13 protein-coding genes are annotated in these 15,116 nt (G+C 66.5%); 4 read left to right on the top strand and 9 right to left on the bottom strand.

All coding sequences use genetic code 11. The annotated features are described in order from the left end of the window. Both ACNJ7E_RS11985 and ACNJ7E_RS11980 read left to right on the top strand, forming a co-directional pair. Positions 1-554: hypothetical protein (locus ACNJ7E_RS11985; RefSeq protein WP_418339986.1), on the top strand; the 554-nt coding region annotated here is incomplete at its 5' end. Next, positions 554-1,210, top strand: coding sequence for an RES family NAD+ phosphorylase (locus ACNJ7E_RS11980; protein ID WP_418339985.1), 657 nt, complete (start codon positions 554-556; stop codon positions 1,208-1,210). The genes ACNJ7E_RS11985 and ACNJ7E_RS11980, both read left to right, overlap by 1 nt. Before the next feature lie 388 nt (positions 1,211-1,598). On the opposite strand, the gene ACNJ7E_RS11975 is transcribed toward ACNJ7E_RS11980, so the two are convergent. The 8 genes from ACNJ7E_RS11975 to ACNJ7E_RS11940 form a co-directional block, all read right to left on the bottom strand. Continuing rightward, positions 1,599-3,044 (bottom strand): aldehyde dehydrogenase, encoded by a 1,446-nt coding sequence (locus ACNJ7E_RS11975; RefSeq protein ID WP_418339984.1) that lies wholly within the window; start codon positions 3,042-3,044, stop codon positions 1,599-1,601. A gap of 30 nt (positions 3,045-3,074) precedes the next feature. After that, on the bottom strand, positions 3,075-3,581 hold the full coding sequence (locus tag ACNJ7E_RS11970) for a zinc-binding dehydrogenase (RefSeq protein ID WP_418339983.1): 507 nt from the start codon (positions 3,579-3,581) through the stop codon (positions 3,075-3,077). A 306-nt stretch (positions 3,582-3,887) separates the two neighbouring features. Further along, positions 3,888-4,661 carry an SDR family oxidoreductase gene (locus tag ACNJ7E_RS11965; protein ID WP_280780263.1) on the bottom strand — a complete coding sequence of 258 codons (774 nt, stop codon included), beginning with the start codon at positions 4,659-4,661 and terminating at the stop codon, positions 3,888-3,890. Between the two features lie 106 nt (positions 4,662-4,767). Further along, positions 4,768-5,208, bottom strand: a complete 441-nt coding sequence (locus ACNJ7E_RS11960; protein WP_418339982.1) for a tautomerase family protein — start codon at positions 5,206-5,208, stop codon at positions 4,768-4,770. A gap of 146 nt (positions 5,209-5,354) precedes the next feature. Next, a complete protein-coding gene (locus ACNJ7E_RS11955; RefSeq protein WP_418339981.1) occupies positions 5,355-6,254 on the bottom strand; it encodes an alpha/beta hydrolase in 900 nt (299 codons plus the stop codon). 429 nt (positions 6,255-6,683) lie between these two features. Continuing rightward, positions 6,684-7,595 (bottom strand): MBL fold metallo-hydrolase, encoded by a 912-nt coding sequence (locus tag ACNJ7E_RS11950; RefSeq protein WP_280780260.1) that lies wholly within the window; start codon positions 7,593-7,595, stop codon positions 6,684-6,686. A 196-nt stretch (positions 7,596-7,791) separates the two neighbouring features. Then, a complete protein-coding gene (locus ACNJ7E_RS11945) occupies positions 7,792-9,819 on the bottom strand; it encodes an acetoacetate--CoA ligase (protein WP_418339980.1) in 2,028 nt (675 codons plus the stop codon). A 40-nt stretch (positions 9,820-9,859) separates the two neighbouring features. Beyond that, entirely contained in the window at positions 9,860-10,813 is a 954-nt protein-coding gene (locus ACNJ7E_RS11940; RefSeq protein WP_280780258.1) for an AraC family transcriptional regulator, read from the bottom strand. A 156-nt stretch (positions 10,814-10,969) separates the two neighbouring features. Between ACNJ7E_RS11940 and ACNJ7E_RS11935 the strand changes: the two genes are divergently transcribed. Further along, positions 10,970-13,297 carry an ATP-binding protein gene (locus tag ACNJ7E_RS11935; protein ID WP_418339979.1) on the top strand — a complete coding sequence of 776 codons (2,328 nt, stop codon included), beginning with the start codon at positions 10,970-10,972 and terminating at the stop codon, positions 13,295-13,297. A gap of 151 nt (positions 13,298-13,448) precedes the next feature. On the opposite strand, the gene ACNJ7E_RS11930 is transcribed toward ACNJ7E_RS11935, so the two are convergent. Further along, positions 13,449-14,084, bottom strand: a complete 636-nt coding sequence (locus ACNJ7E_RS11930; protein ID WP_280780256.1) for a TetR/AcrR family transcriptional regulator — start codon at positions 14,082-14,084, stop codon at positions 13,449-13,451. A 150-nt stretch (positions 14,085-14,234) separates the two neighbouring features. Between ACNJ7E_RS11930 and ACNJ7E_RS11925 the strand changes: the two genes are divergently transcribed. Further along, positions 14,235-15,116, top strand: an 882-nt coding sequence (locus tag ACNJ7E_RS11925; protein WP_418339965.1) for an acetyl-CoA C-acyltransferase, incomplete at its 3' end; no start/stop codon positions are given.

The following is a 15,116-nucleotide window of genomic DNA, read 5'->3' as shown; positions in this document are numbered from 1 at the left end:
CCGAACTGATCGACGTCGTCGCCTCCGAACTCGCCGCCCGCCCCGAGATGCACCTGGTCCGCAACCAGGTCACCGCGCTGCTGGCGATGGCACCGACCCTGACCGACCGCACCCAGGCCGCCCGGATCGGCGCCGACCTCGTCGACGACGCCATCGCCCAAGCCGAGATCGAGCAAGCCGCCCGCCGGCACATCCTCGACCACGCGATGCTCACCGCCGGCCAGGTCGCCGCCGTCCTACGCCGGCCCGCAGCCGATCGCACCGTCGCCTCGAGGCTTCGCACCACCGGCAAGGTCGTGGCCCTGCCCGTCGGCAACAGCTACCGGTACCCGGCATTCCAGTTCGACGAGGCCACCGCCTCGGTCCGCGACACCGTCGCCGCGATCAACACCACGCTCGGCGCCGACGCCGACCCGTGGGGTGTGGCGTCGTGGTGGCTGACCCCCTCCACCCGCCTACCCGAGGGGCAGACCCCCGCCGACCTCGCCGCCGACCCGGACCCCGCAGCCGGTCGGGAACTCGAGCGGCTCGCCGCCGCGGTGCTGCCCGACTGATGCCGAACATCGAACCACCGGCCGCAGGGTTACTCCGGCCGGCACACCGCACCGTGCTCACCGCCGGAACCATGGTGTGGCGGGTGCACAGCAGCCACCGCGCCCCACACGCCCCCAACCCCACCGCGCAACCGGACGAACTCGCCGGCGGCAGGTTCGACTCCCTCGACGGCAGCTACGCCTACCTCTACATCGCCGACAGCCCCGACGGTGCGATCGCCGAAACCATCTGCCGGGACCTCCCCTTGGACCCCACCATCGCCCGGATCGTGCCTGCCTCCGCCGTGATCGGCCGCACCCTGACCGCCCTCACCGTCACCCGCACCCTCACCGTCGCCGCACTCCACGGCCCACACCTCTCGTCGGTCGGACAGGACCTCTGGCTCACCAAATGCGAAGCCCGGCACTACGTCACCACCCGCCGCTGGGCCCACGCCATCCGCACCGCCGACCCCGACATCGACGGACTCGCCTACCGGCCCCGGCACAACGAAGACACCCTCGCCTGGATCCTCACCACCGACCCCGCCATCACACCCCACCCCGACCTGGCCGTCGACCCCACCACCACACCCCTGCCCCTCGACCACAGCCCCGGCCGCGACCTCGCCGCCCGCATCATCGCCGACCACAGCGCCATCCTCTCCCCCACCTGAACCACACCAGCATCAACGCCCTCTGACAGACGACACCGACGGTGATGCGCACCGACCTCGACAAGCGACGGTCGCTTTCGGCTCTGTGAAACGATCCGTCAGTGCGGGCCACCGTCCCGGAGAGCGTGCGCGCGGACCACGAAGGGAGGTTCGCCCACCTGACCGCGGGCGAAGAACTCACCGTCCGCGGACCTAGGTTTGTCGCGCAGCACTCTCCACCTGCTACCGGAGCGGCAAGGCCATCGCTGACTGTTGGCTGGCTGGCTGGCTGGCTGGCTGGCTGAACAGGATCGTTGAATATCTTTCCCTCACAACTTATCCCGCACCCGACAACGTGCATCGACACCGCCGGTGATCCTCCAGTGTCGGGTGCGCCACCCAACGCCGATCAGCGAGTGTAGATCGACTTCAAGTTGACGTATGCGCTCAGGCCCTCCGGGCCGAGTTCGCGGCCGAGTCCGCTGGCTTTGACCCCGCCGAATGGGGCTCCGATGTCGAGGTCGAAGAAGTTCACTCCGACGCTGCCGGTTTCGATACGGCGAGCAACGTCGAGACCCCTGTCCGGATCGGATGTCCAGATAGTGCCGCCCAGTCCGTAGTCGGAATCGTTGGCGATCGCGACCGCGTCGTCGACGTCCCCGTACGGCAGGACGGTCAGGACGGGGCCGAAGATCTCCTCACGCGCAACGGTTGCCGAATTGTCGAGGTCGGCGAAGACTGTCGGTTCAACGAACCATCCGCGATCGAGGTGTTTAGGTCGGCCGCCACCCGCGACGACGGTGGCCCCCTCCCGTTTGCCGGTCTCGATGTACGCCTCGACACTGCGGCGCTGGCGTTCGGAGACGAGTGGTCCGACCCGGGTGGCGGGGTCGGTCGGGTCACCGACCGTCAGCGACGACGCGAGATGCGCGACCGCCTCGACGGTTTCACGGTAACGGGACCGGGGCGCAAGAATCCGGGAGGATAGGTAGCACGTCTGCCCGTTGTTGAGCAGGCTCGCCCACGACAACCCGCGCGCGACGCTCACCAGGTCGGCATCGTCGAGGACGATAGCTGCGCTCTTACCGCCCAGTTCGAGGGTGACCGGCCGCAGCAGGCGACCACATGTCTCCCCGATCGCCCGTCCGGCAGCAGTGGACCCGGTGAAGGCGACCTTGTCCACACCGGGGTGGCCTACGAGGTAGGAACCGATCTCGCAGCCACCTGTCACGATGTTCAGTACCCCTGCTGGGAGTCCGGCCTCCTCCGCGGCGTCCGCGAGTTGGAACACGTCGAGCACGGTCTCCGGGGCGGGCTTGATGACCACGGTGCAGCCTGCCGCAAGCGCCGGCGCCACCTTGAACATGGTGAGTGACTGTGGAAAGTTCCACGGAATGATCGCGGCGACAACACCGATCGGCTCACGGCGCACGATCGTCGTGGACCGGCCGTTTGCTGAGGTCCGCGGTGTCTCGACCGGAAGCTTCTCGGTGAGATCGGCGTAGTACCGCAGCGTCGCGGCGGGTCCACTGCCCTCCGCGGCCAACGAGATCGCCGTGGGCATGCCGTTCTCGTCGGTCGTCACCACCGCCGCCGTTTCCTCGCGTCGCCGGTCGAGCGCATCGGCGAATCGGCGGAGAGCGGCTGCGCGGTCGACAGGTTCCAGCGCGGACCACTGGGGTGCACGCAGCGCGCGGCGGGCTGCGTGTACCGCGGCGTCGACATCCGTGGGGGTACTGTCCGGCGCCGATCCGACGGGTTCCTCGGTGGTCGGCGAGATGACCGTGATGCGGTCGGAGGTGGACGGCGTATGCCATCGGCCGTCGATGAACAGCTGCGAGCGGGTGTACTTCATGTGGGGTACCTCGGTCGTCGTGGTGCGCGGTCAGGGATGCGGGAGGAGGACCGGTTTGATGCTCGCGCCGCCGGCGGCGTCTGCTTCGGCGACGGTGATCTCGGAGAGCGGGTAGGTGCGGATCAGCCGGTCGAATGGGAACCGGCCCTGGCGCCACAGGTCGATCAACTTAGGCAGGAACAATTGCGGGACGGCGTCACCCTCGAGGATGCCCATCACGTTCTTACCGGCGGCCAGGGCCGCCGGTGCGAGGACGAGCTCGCGTGTGGCCGCGCCGACGAGACCGACGGTTCCGGTGGGCCGGAGGCTGTCGATCGCCGACGCGATGACCTGCGGGACCCCGGTGGTGTCGAGGGTGGCGTGCACTCCGCTTCCGGTCAGCTTCCGGATCTGTCGCGCGATATCGTCAGCGGACCCTTCGAATACGTCCGTCGCACCGAGTTCGAGGGCGAGATTCAAGCGATTCGCGTGCAGGTCGACGGCGATGATCCGGGAGGCGCCGGCGACCCGGGCGGCCATGATCGCCGACAGACCCACCGCTCCGGCACCGAAGACGGCGAACGTCGTGCCCCACCTTCAGGGCGATCAGCGCGGACCCGGCGCCGGTCTGGATCCCGCATCCCAGTGGGCCCAGCAGATGCAGCGGTAGATCCTTGTCGACAACTACGACGTTGCGGGCACTGACGACCGCGTGGGTGGCCAGGGAGGACTGACCGAACCACCGTGACGCAATGGCGTTGCCGTTCAGGTCGGTGAGCGGGCCGGGCCCATCGGGGCCGCGGCCGGACAGATTGCGCGCGAAGAACGTTGGACTCCCGTGACACAACCCATCCTATGAACTTTTCAGAACAATTGGCTCGTGAAACCGCCGTCGACGGTCAAGGCACTCCCGGTGATCATCGAAGCTTGGTCGGAAGTGAGGAAAAGAGCCGCATCTGCGATATCCTCTGGGGATATCAACCGCCCCTGCTTCTGGTCGATTACCTGAGCGAAACCGCCAGGGGCGAGGCCCATGGTGGACTCCCAAACTGGGACTTCAGAGTCAATGAGCGGAGTATCAACGTAGCCGGGCACCAGGGCGTTGACTCGGACGTTCTGTGCTCTGAGTTCACCTGCAGCTGTTGCGGTGAGGTTACGAACTGCAGCTTTCGACGCCCCGTAAGCCGCCGCGAGAGGTGTGCCCCCGGTCCCCGAAATGGACGAGAGGGTGAGGATCGATCCACCACCGGAATTCGCGATAGCCGCCGCGCTGTGCTTGATGGTCAGGAAGACACCGTCAAGGTTCACTGACATGGTGGATCGCCAAACATCGAGCGGCGTTTCCGCGATCGGATGCGATGCGCTGATTATCCCAGCGTTGGCGACCACGTGATGCAAAGCCCCATGCTCTTCGACAGTCCGTTCTATCAGTGCAGAAACGTCCTGCTCGCGGGTCACATCAGCCGGGATTGCGCTCGCGCCGGGGATGCGGGAAACAACTGCCTCGGCGGCTCCGCGGTGTCGATCGGAGACGACAACCCGAGCGCCTTCCTTCGCGAACCGGGCGGCGATCACAGCGCCGATTCCGCCGCCCGATCCAGTGACGATCACGACCTTACCTTCGAGTGATGCAGGCATGGCCACCTTCCTTTCCATTAGACGATGTACTGAGCCAGTTCGAGTTCCGCGGGATGAGAGGACCGACAAGGCCCGGGGCAGCGCCGCCGTACCCCGGGATCCTCAGTCACGAGGCAGCGACGTCGTACGGAACGGGTCGGTTCTCCTTGGCCCAGAGCTTCTCCATGTCCGACTCCGGCGGCGGCGGCACGAGACCCTGCGTGCGCCAGAGGTCCATGGGGGTCTCGTCGATGTGGATCTCCCAGTCGTAGCCGCGCTCCTTGATGAAGGGCGCGAGCTTCTCCTCGGCCACTGTCATCATCAGTGCGCGAACCTCTGCGGTCTCCATCTGCCGGGCGATGTGATCGAGTCGGATCCGGACGAAGTTGTTGTTCGCCTTTCCCCCGACATACATCGTCTCCTTCGGCATGTCCTTGAACAGGACGACCACGTAGAACCGTGGCAGGTTGACGTAGTCCACGTAGATCGACGTGATCGCCTCGGACAGCTGCTCCTTGTCCGCGGGGGTGAAGGCGTTCTCGGGCGCAAAGATCTCCCAGTACGGCATTGCGGGTTCCTCCTGATGATGAGTGCGGCGGGACTTGTGCCGCGATAGCGATTGCTTCTGTCGGACGGTCCGAATGGGCTCATCAAACTGAGGTCTGATGTTGCCCGCACGAAGGTTCTTGATGGGCCCGTAGTCGCGGACGGGTCCTACGCCAGGGCGCGCACGAAGTGCTCGCACGCAGCCTTTGACGACGCTTCGAATGCGGCACCGGTATACACGTCGAAGTGGCCACAAGGCAGCACGACCAACTGCTTGGGCTGCAGCGCCCGTTCGTAGGCCTCGAAGGCGAGTTCTGCGTATGCACTGATGTCTTGGTCGGCCACGATCATCAGTAGTGGGGTCGGTGAGATCCGGTGGATTCCGTCGCCGGGCTCGAACTCGACGATCCGCTCGAGCGACCCGAGGGTCACCTCGTTGCGCCAGGACGGAGCCCTGTCCTGCGCGGTTTTGGTGAAGAACTCCCAGGATTCGGTGCTGGCCATGAGCGCGGGAGCCAGCGGATCGGCGTCGACGGCCGGCATGAGCGTGGGCTCCCCGCCGTGGTAGAGGTTGCGTCGTTCGCCGTCCAGCTGGGCGCGCACCGTTGGCAGGAAGTCGGGACGAACGAGCCGCGTCATCTGGCCGGATCCGCTGATGAACGGGACCTGGGCGACAACGGCTCGCACCCGACGATCGACCGCAGCCACGCTGAGCACGAGGCCGCCGCCGTGGCTCGATCCCCAGATGCCGACACGGCCGGGGTCGACGTCCTCGCGGCCAGTCGCATACGTGATGGCGTGGCGAAGGTCGCGGGCCTGGGTGATCGAATCGATGTGCTGGCGCGGAGCGCCGTCGCTGGCGCCGAAGTTTCGGTGGTCGTACACCAGAACGTTCAGTCCCGCTTGGGAAAAGGACTCGGCGTAGTCGTCGAGATACATTTCCTTGACGGCGGACAGTCCATGGACCATCACCACCACTGGGCCCTTGGACTCGGCCCCTTCCGCGGGATAGAACCACCCGCGCAAGGTGACATCGTCCGCTGAGAATTCAATATCCTCACGTGGCATTAGAGATCCTTCCGAAATTTGTACGCTTGTTGAAGAAGGTAGTGACGCGGGACACACCATTGAAGGGATGCTTGCGCCTAATCCGAGTACACGTCCGCCACGTGCGGTTTGCCGTTACCCGGCCGCGAAATCCCATCGGTATCCGTTTCGGGACTGGGCCGGCCGTCGAGACGCACCCGCTTCGGCCCGGCCTATTTCACGGCGCGACGTACGACTCGACCGTGGTGCCGTTGCGCGGTGAGCGAGTCGCACAATGTCTCGCGGCCACCGCGCGGTATCGAGTGGCGGTGCTCGAGCCTAACGCCTAGCACTGCACCCCTCGCGGCGATGGGCCGGGGCAGAGGGACTCGCGTCGAGGCTCGAGGCTCGCTGTTCTGCGAGTCCCGAGCTGCGGCGTCGTTCGCTGGGCGCGGGGTCCTGCCCGGGAAGTTACGGCCGGATGTCCGCCGCGGTCGAACCTGCGTCTCGAAGCTGGATCGCGTTCATGGCCGAGAACTGCAAGGTCCAGAGGTTTCCATGCCCCGGGTACTTCGCCGACATGATGCGGACCAGGTCCTCAGCATCGTCCGCAACCTCGTAGGCAGCGGCGAAGTCATGGATGTAGGCCCGTGTTTCGGCGATCATGGAATCGACGGCGTGGTCGTCGCCGTCGGGCCTGCGGTGGCCGGCGACGATCACCTTGGGTGCCAGCTTCTCCACCAGGTCCACGGTCTCGAGCCAGTCTTGCCATTCCTCGGGCGTCGACAGACCGAGCATCGGGTGGATCTCGTTGTAGATGGAGTCACCGGCCACGACGACATCGATCTCCGGGATGTGCACGATCGTCGTGGGATGGATGTCGGCCTGCTTCACCTCGACGATGTTGAGAGGCGAGCCGTCGACGTAGAGCGTGTTGTCGTCGATCGGGTCGGGGAGCGCATCACTGACGACGCAGGCGTCGCCGAACAGCATCGCCCACTGCTGTTGCTGCAGTTCCATGGATTCCTTCATGGCCTCGACCACGTGGGGCAGCGCAACGCACTTCGCGTCCGGGAACCGCTCCATGAGGGGACCGATGCCCAGGTAGTGATCTGCGTGAGCGTGCGTCACGTAGATCGTCGTGAGTTGCTTCCCGGTGCGCTCGATCAGGTCCCCCAGGTCCCGGACGTCATCCTCGAGGTACTGGGCGTCGATGAGCACAGCTTCGGTCGGACCGCTGATGAGGGTCGCGGTGGTGGGCGAGAACGTCCCGGTGGGAATATCAGGCCAGTCGCCCGCGGGGATCTCGGGCCAGCGACCGACGTACACGGTCGCTCGGATCGGCGGGGCGGCTGCGGCGGGCGGGCGGGTGTTGGTATCCACGAGGTACCTCCAGGTTGGGTGATTTGGTCAACGGCTTGCGGGTGGGACGTGCGGCCCGCCACCGGTAGATCAACGGTAGGAGCGCGCGATTACCGGGGGCATAGGTCGACGCTGCCCAATACCGGTACATGGCCGCCACGATTCGCTGGGCGTGACGAAACCGACCGGCCCACCGCCAGCGGGTCGTCGTTCTTGGTCACGCGCCCTGCAATGGTGAGTTCGCAGCACGAGTGGCTGCGTAGCGGGCGAAGGTTTCCAGCAGGGACGGGTCGTCGATCGATCGTGCTTCGGCGACCGCGGAGACGTCGTTCCCTTGCAGGATGCGCTTGACCGGGACTTCGAGTTTCTTGCCCGTCCGGGTGTGCGGGATCGCCCTGACGACGATCACGTCGTCCGGTACGACTCGGGGCGAGACCGCCTCGCGGATCCGCCCGATGATGCGCTCGCGGAGCGCGTCATCGAGATCGGCGTGATCGGACAGTGCGACGAAAAGCGGCATCCAGTACTCGCCGTTCTGCTGCTCCGCCCCGATGACGAGGGCTTCCGCTACCTCCGGGAGTTCTTCGACGACGCGATAGATGTCGGCGGTACCGAAGCGGATCCCGTTACGGTTCAGCGTGGAATCAGAGCGTCCGTGGACGATCACGGTGTTTCGTTCGGTGATGGTGACCCAGTCACCATGCCGCCAAACTCCCGGGTAGCTCTCGAAATAGGTCTCGCGGTAGCGGGTCCCGTCGGCGTCGTTCCAGAATCTGGTCGGCATGGACGGCATCGGCTGGGTGACCACCAGCTCGCCCACGGCATCGCGCAGGCTTCGGCCGTCGGCGTCCCACGAGTCAAGGGCCACGCCCAGGTGTGGGGCTGTGATCTCTCCGGCCCGCACCGGCAGGATCGGCACGAAGCCCGCGAATCCGCTGGCGACATCGGTGCCCCCTGTCACCGAGGCGAGCGGCACATCGCGGCCGATGTGATCGGCAACCCAGGAGTGCAGCTCGGGAGGGACCACGGAGCCGGTGGCCCCGAGGGTCCTCAGTCGACGCAGGTCGTGGTCGGTGCCGGGTGACCGGCCCGCTCGGGCGCAGGCCTGGAGGTATGCCGGGCTCGTGCCCAGCACGGTGATCTTGTGCCGGGCTGCGAGCGCCCATAGCGCGTCGTCGGTCGGGTACGACGGACTTCCGTCGTAGCAGACGATCGTCGCGCCGACGAGGAGGCCGCTCACGAGGGAGTTCCAGACCATCCAGCTCGGCGAGGTGTACCACAGGTACGTGTCGGACGGCCCCAGGTCGAGATGGAGAGCCAGGGCTTTGAGGTTCTCGAGCACGACTCCACCGTGGCCGTGAACAAACCCCTTCGGCTTCCCGGTCGTACCCGAGGAGAACAGCACCCAGAGGGGGTGGTCGAACCGCACGTGCGCGGGGGTCATGGCCGGCCCTACCCCTGTGACTGCCTCCACCCACGGCGTGGTGCCTGCGGGAACACTCGTACCCGAGTGAAGTCGGCCGACGACGAGTACCTCACGCAGCGTCGGCATCCCGGCCTGCAGGGCTGGCAGGGCCGCGAGCCGGTCGACCTCGCGCCCGCCGAAGCGGTAGCCGTCGGCCGTGACGAGGACCACCGGTTGGAGCTGTCCGAGGCGGTCGACAACCGCTTCGGGTTGGTAGTCCTGTCCGCAGCACGACCAGGTCGCTCCGACGCTCGCGGTGGCGAGGAAGGCGATGACCGCCTCGGCAACGTTGGGGAGGTATCCGACCACACAGTCGCCCTCTCCGACGCCCCGGGCGCGCAGCCAGTTCGCCAGCGCGGTCACCTGGCGGGCGAGTTCGGTCCAGGAAACCGTCCGCGGCCCGGCCCCGCCTGGTTCGGAGTCGTCGATGATCGCCGGGCGGGACGACTGGGCGTGGCTCAGCACCGTGTCCACATAGTTCAGCCGCCTGCCGGGAAACCATTCGGTAAAGGGCATCTCCCGGGTTGCCAGCACCGGGCCAACGCCGGTCATGCGCACCCCGAAGTAGTCCTTCAACGACGCCCAGAATTCCTCCGGGCTGGTCACCGACCAGTCCCACAAGGACTGGTAGGAGGTGGCCTCGAATCGGCCGGTCGCCTGCAGCCAGTCGATGAAGTCACTGATCCGGGCGTCGGCGATCCGTTCTGCCGAGGGCGACCAGGCGACGTCCCCGGGTCCGATCGAACTCAACTCCACGGTCGCGTCCATTCCGAAATCCATATCTGCACCCTTCTTCACGCGTTGCTAGTCAGACCGGGCATCAGCAGCCGTGGCTTTCCCGATACTCGCTCGGCGAGACCCCGAAGCAGCGGTGGAACTCCCGGCGAAGGTGACTGGGGTCGTAGTAGCACCATCGGTGAGCGATCGTCGCGATGGTCATGTTGGAGTTCACAAGTTCCTCGCGGACCGCGGCCATACGCCGTGCACGCACGACCGCGGTCATGGTGTCCCCGGTCAGGGAGAAGGCCCGGTGGATGGTTCGTGCCGAGACGTTGTGGGCGGCCGCAAGATCCTCGATATGGATCGGACCGCTACGAAGATTGCGCGTGATCCAGTTGTCAATCTGCGCGCGCAAAGCAGCCAAGGCCGATCGACCTGTGACAGAGCCGGTCTCTGCGCGGATGATGCCGGCAGTCAGTGCCACCAGCGCCCGGCGGGTCGCCTCGATCTCCGAGGGATGCATGGCTGGTAGCCGGCTCCAGACCTGGTCAAGGGTCGTAAACAGGACGCCAACCAGCGGCCGGTCCTGCTCGAGCACGAGGCAGCCGGGAATGTTCGCGTCGCAACCAGCTGCCAGCAGCGCGGCCCGCGGCAGGGTCAGCGTGCGTTTCCTGACCCGCTCCGGCACCGCGAAGCCGTCACCGTCGTAACCGCCGGTGGCCACGACCACTGTCCCGTTCACCAGCGCGGCATCCGTGCGCGCGAAGGAAAGTCGCTCGTCGCCCCAGTCACCTGCCACGACCACGACGACATCGCGCTCAGCGTCACGATCTTTACCCAGCGGCAGCACGCTGTGCAGGGGCGGGCAGTCCCAGTCCGCGAGCTGGAGGTCGCCGACGTCTCGCGAACGCAAGCGAGTGGCATTGCCCCACCTCTTGCGGTGTTGCACCGTCATGGGCCCCGAGACATCGCGGACCGCAGTCTCCCAGCGGGCCCCAGGCCCGGCCGCCTCGACGTCGAGGATTTCGATTTCGGTGGCTGCGGTCGCGGTCATCGGGGCCTCTCAAAGCAGTGGACTAGGTTTGATGTGCCTGTACAGCGTGCCTGTGGACCACCACGGGGGGCATCGTGTGAATCACGTATTCCATTACCTATTCGCGCTGCGGCCCGACCGCTCCCGGTCGGACGTGAGCGTTAGTCTGGTCGGACCATGGCTTCACTGTCGGCGAACCAGCCGGACAACCTGCCCGCGGATCTGACGAGTTTCGTAGGCCGTCGATCCGAGACCCAGACTGTCCGAAAGCTTCTCTCCGCCGACCGGCTCGTCACGTTGACCGGGGTAGGCGGGGTCGGCAAAACCCGCCTCGCACTGCGGGTTGCCCGTGATGTCCGCCGCGCCTTCCCGGATGGGGTTTGGCTGGTCGAACTGGCGTCCCTGAAGGACCCAGACCTGCTGCCGCACACGCTGATAGATGCACTCGGGATTCGCGAGCAGTCAGCCCCTGCCCCGTTGGTCCTCACCGACTACTTGCGCCCCCGGCACACCTTGTTGGTCCTCGACAACTGCGAGCACATACTCGAGGCAGCCGCGGACCTGGTGGACCGGCTGCTCCGGGCGGCGCCGAAACTGCGGATCCTCGCCACGAGCCGACAAGCGCTGATGATCGCCGGTGAGCATGTGTACCCGGTTCCGACGCTCCCGGTGCCCGACGCCGATGTCCGTCTCGCTCCCGGCTCGGCGACGCAGTTCGCGGCTGTCGACCTGTTCGCCGCGCGGGCGGCTGCGGTCGTTCCCGGGTTCGAGATCACCCCCGACAATGAACAGGCGGTCATCCGGCTCTGTCAGCGGCTGGAGGGGATCCCGTTGGCGATCGAACTGGCAGCGGTACGGTTGCGCGTGCTCACGGTGGAGGAGCTCGCGCATCGGCTGGATAGCCGGTTCGAGCTGCTTCGCGAGGGCAGTCGTAACTTGCCGGAGCGGCATCAGACTCTTCAGGCACTGATCGACTGGAGCTACGAGCTGTGTACTCCGGCGGAGCAGACGCTGTGGGCGCGCGCATCAGTGTTCGCTGGTGGGTTCGGTCTTGACGCGCTCGAGGCTGTCTGCGCGGACGAGTTGCTTGCCGAGGAGGTCATTCTCGACACGGTGGCCGGGCTGACCGACAAGTCGATCTTGATCCGAGGCGAGCACGGCGGGCGTGTCAGGTTCCGCATGTTGGAGACTATCCGGGAGTACGGCCAGGCCCGACTACGAGAGTCCGGCTCCGAAGCGAAGGTGCAGCGCAGGCACAGAGATTGGTACTGGCGGCTGATCGAGAAGGCTGCCGCGCAGTGGTTCGGTCCGGGACAGGAGGCCTGGGCGGCCCTGCTCCGTGTGGAACATCCGAACGTGCGCTCGGCGCTCGAATTCTGCCTCGCGCGGCCAGACGAGGTGCGCGTCGGACTGCGGATGGCGGGCCTGCCGTGGTTCCTCTGGACTGCGCTCGGCTTCATGACCGAAGGCCGCCTGTGGCTGGACCGGGCGTTGGCAATGGATCAAGAACCGAGTCTCGAGCGGGTTTGGGCGCTGGGCACCGCCGCTGACATCGCTGTCTTCCAGGGCGATGAGGCTGCTGCTACTGCACTGATCGATGCCGTCCACGATCTGGCGGGCCGACTGGGCGACCCACAGGGCCTGGCTTACGCAACCCATATGCTCGGCCTACGCGAACTGGGCACCGACCCGAGCGCTGCGATTCCACTGTTGGTTGAAGCGCTCGAGCGATATGGGTGCGCCGACGTACCCGCCGACTACCCCAACAGTGTGCGGCCTGCACTGACCATTGCCTACTTGCTGTCGGGCGAGCTGGACAGAGCCGCCGACGTGGTCGAGGAGGCATGCGAACAGTGCAAGCAGGCCGGCGAGCGTTGGCTGTTGTCCTACGCCATGTGGGCGAAGGGGTTCTTGAGGCTCCTCCAGGGCGAGCTCGAGCAGGCCGAAGCCGATCTGTGCGAGGCGCTCCAGCTCAAGCGGTTCACCCAGGACAACCTGGGCCTGGCGTTCATCCTGGACGTTCTCGCCTGGACCGCCGCGGCGAGCGGCGACTGCGAGCGGGCCGCCGTGCTCCTCGGCGCATCGGACCAGGCCTGGCAGACCATTGGCGTCCCACTGCTCGGAGCGAAACACCTGCTCGCGCGGCGCGAACAGTTCGAGAACATGGCTCGGCAGGCGATGGGCAACCCCGGCTTCGACACCGCGTTTGCCCGCGGAGGCCAGCTCACCGTTGAGGAGATGCTGACCTTCGCGCTCCGAGAGCACCGAGTCTCCCCCGTCGAGCCCCGACAGGCCGACAGCTTGTTGACACCTCGAGAGCGCGAGGTCGCGGAGCTGGTGGCGCAGGGAATGTCGAGCAAGGACGTGGCGGCCAAGCTGGTCATCTCCCGACGCACCGTCGACGTACACGTGGAGCACATCTTCGCCAAACTTGGGTTCAACTCCCGCACTCAGATCGCGACCTGGGTGGCACAACGGCGCGCGCCGGAATCGCCAAATCGGTGATAGCTGGGCGGCGACTGTCGCCGACACGGTGACCTCGCGATCTCGGAGCCGCGGTATCTAGGCGGACGCCGCGGCGGGGCAGTTCTCCGGCGCAGGTCTCGCCAACTTCGGTGACGAGCCGTTCTCGAATCCTGCAGTCCAGCAACACGTATCAAGAAGACTTGTCGAGGGGTTGCCGGTCGGCGCACCCGACCATGCGAAGGGCGAGTTCGACGTAGCGAGCTGCGATAGTGCGTGGGTCGGAGTAGGCGTGGGAGGGGAACCACCTGCTGACATCGACGCCGAGGGACGTGATTGCCAGCGCGGCGGCCTCGGTGTCGAGGGGATGAAAGTCGCCTGCCGTTGCGCCGGCTTCGATGATCCGCTTGAACACCTTCGTGGTGGACCGGCGGATGTCCGCAATGATTGCGAAGTGCTCGGGCGAGAGCGAGCGTAGTTCGTACTGCGCGACCCGGGCGCTGGCGCGGTTGTCGGCGTGCCAGATCACGTAGGCCGTCACGGTCGACGTCAGCCGGTCGGGCGCCGCGACGTCGGGGCGATCAGCGGCCGTGATGGCCGCCAGTACCGAATGGTGGCCCTCGAGGCTGATGGCGTAGAGAAGGGATTCCTTGGTCTTGTAGTGCGGGTATACGGCTCCTGGACTCATGTCGAGGCTGGCGGCGATCTCCCGGGTAGTGGTGGCGCCGTACCCCTTGGCGGCGAACACCTCGATGGCCGCAGCGCGTATCCGCGCAGCGGCTTTCGAGGTACCCAGCTCGCCGACCGCTCCGGTTAGTGATGCATCCATCGCACTGTTGCCTCTCGATTGGCGGGGTTGACAGGTCTCCGCCGACACCATCAGTATATGCAAGCGCATAGAAAATATGCGGTTGCATATTTTTTGGCTACATAGCTTTCCCATCACCGTCGCCAAGCGACCCGCACCCAGGAGTTCCTCATGCCCGAGGCTGTCATCGTCTCCATCGCCCGTTCCCCGATCGGTCGCGCCATGAAGGGATCGCTCAAGGGCATGCGCCCCGACGACCTCGCCGCGCAGATGGTCCAGGCGGCACTCGACAAGGTGCCCGCGCTCGACCCCACCGACATCAACGACCTCATCCTGGGCTGCGGCCTGCCCGGCGGCGAGCAGGGGTTCAACATGGGCCGCAACGTCGCCGTCCAGCTCGGCTACGACTTCATCCCCGGCACCACCATCACCCGGTACTGTTCGTCGTCGCTGCAGACCACCCGCATGGCACTGCACGCGATCAAGGCCGGTGAGGGCGACGTCTTCATCTCCGCCGGTGTCGAGACCGTGTCCCGGTTCACCGCGGGCAACTCCGACTCGCTGCCCGACACCCAGAACCCGCTGTACGCCGACGCGCAGACCCGCACCGAGAAGCTGGCCCAGGGCGGTCAGCAGTGGGTCGACCCGCGTGAGGAGGGGCTGGTCCCGGACACCTACATCGCGATGGGCCAGACCGCCGAGAACGTCGCCCAGATCACCGGCATCACCCGCGAGGAGCAGGACCGGTGGGCGGTGCGCTCGCAAAACCGCGCCGAGGAGGCCATAGGCGCCGGCTTCTTCGAGCGGGAGATCACCCCGGTGACGCTGCCCGACGGCACCGTCGTGTCGAAGGACGACGGCCCCCGCGCCGGCACCACCTATGAGGCCGTCAGCCAGCTGAAGCCGGTGTTCCGTCCGGACGGCACCGTCACCGCCGGCAACGCGTGCCCGCTCAACGACGGCGCCGCCGCCCTGGTGATCATGTCCGACACCAAGGCCAAGGAGCTGGGGCTGACCCCGCTCGCCCGGATCGTGTCCACCGGGGTGTCCGGT

Origin of the sequence: Rhodococcus mengyinensis (assembly GCF_048381435.1) — a bacterium.
Lineage (GTDB): Bacteria > Actinomycetota > Actinomycetes > Mycobacteriales > Mycobacteriaceae > Rhodococcus_F > Rhodococcus_F opacus_D.
The sequence above is the reverse complement of the archived record's forward strand: the minus strand, read 5'-3'. Positions and strand labels throughout refer to the sequence as shown.

Bases quoted from the DNA above. Each gene is read 5' to 3' on its own strand.
- ACNJ7E_RS11980 (WP_418339985.1), top strand. From the start codon at position 554: ATGCCGAACATCGAACCACCGGCCGCAGGGTTACTCCGGCCGGCACAC.
- ACNJ7E_RS11945 (WP_418339980.1), bottom strand. From the start codon at position 9,819: ATGGATTTCGGAATGGACGCGACCGTGGAGTTGAGTTCGATCGGACCC.
- ACNJ7E_RS11930 (WP_280780256.1), bottom strand. From the start codon at position 14,084: ATGGATGCATCACTAACCGGAGCGGTCGGCGAGCTGGGTACCTCGAAA.
- ACNJ7E_RS11955 (WP_418339981.1), bottom strand. From the start codon at position 6,254: ATGCCACGTGAGGATATTGAATTCTCAGCGGACGATGTCACCTTGCGC.
- ACNJ7E_RS11960 (WP_418339982.1), bottom strand. From the start codon at position 5,208: ATGCCGTACTGGGAGATCTTTGCGCCCGAGAACGCCTTCACCCCCGCG.
- ACNJ7E_RS11965 (WP_280780263.1), bottom strand. From the start codon at position 4,661: ATGCCTGCATCACTCGAAGGTAAGGTCGTGATCGTCACTGGATCGGGC.
- ACNJ7E_RS11935 (WP_418339979.1), top strand. From the start codon at position 10,970: ATGGCTTCACTGTCGGCGAACCAGCCGGACAACCTGCCCGCGGATCTG.
- ACNJ7E_RS11940 (WP_280780258.1), bottom strand. From the start codon at position 10,813: ATGACCGCGACCGCAGCCACCGAAATCGAAATCCTCGACGTCGAGGCG.
- ACNJ7E_RS11975 (WP_418339984.1), bottom strand. From the start codon at position 3,044: ATGAAGTACACCCGCTCGCAGCTGTTCATCGACGGCCGATGGCATACG.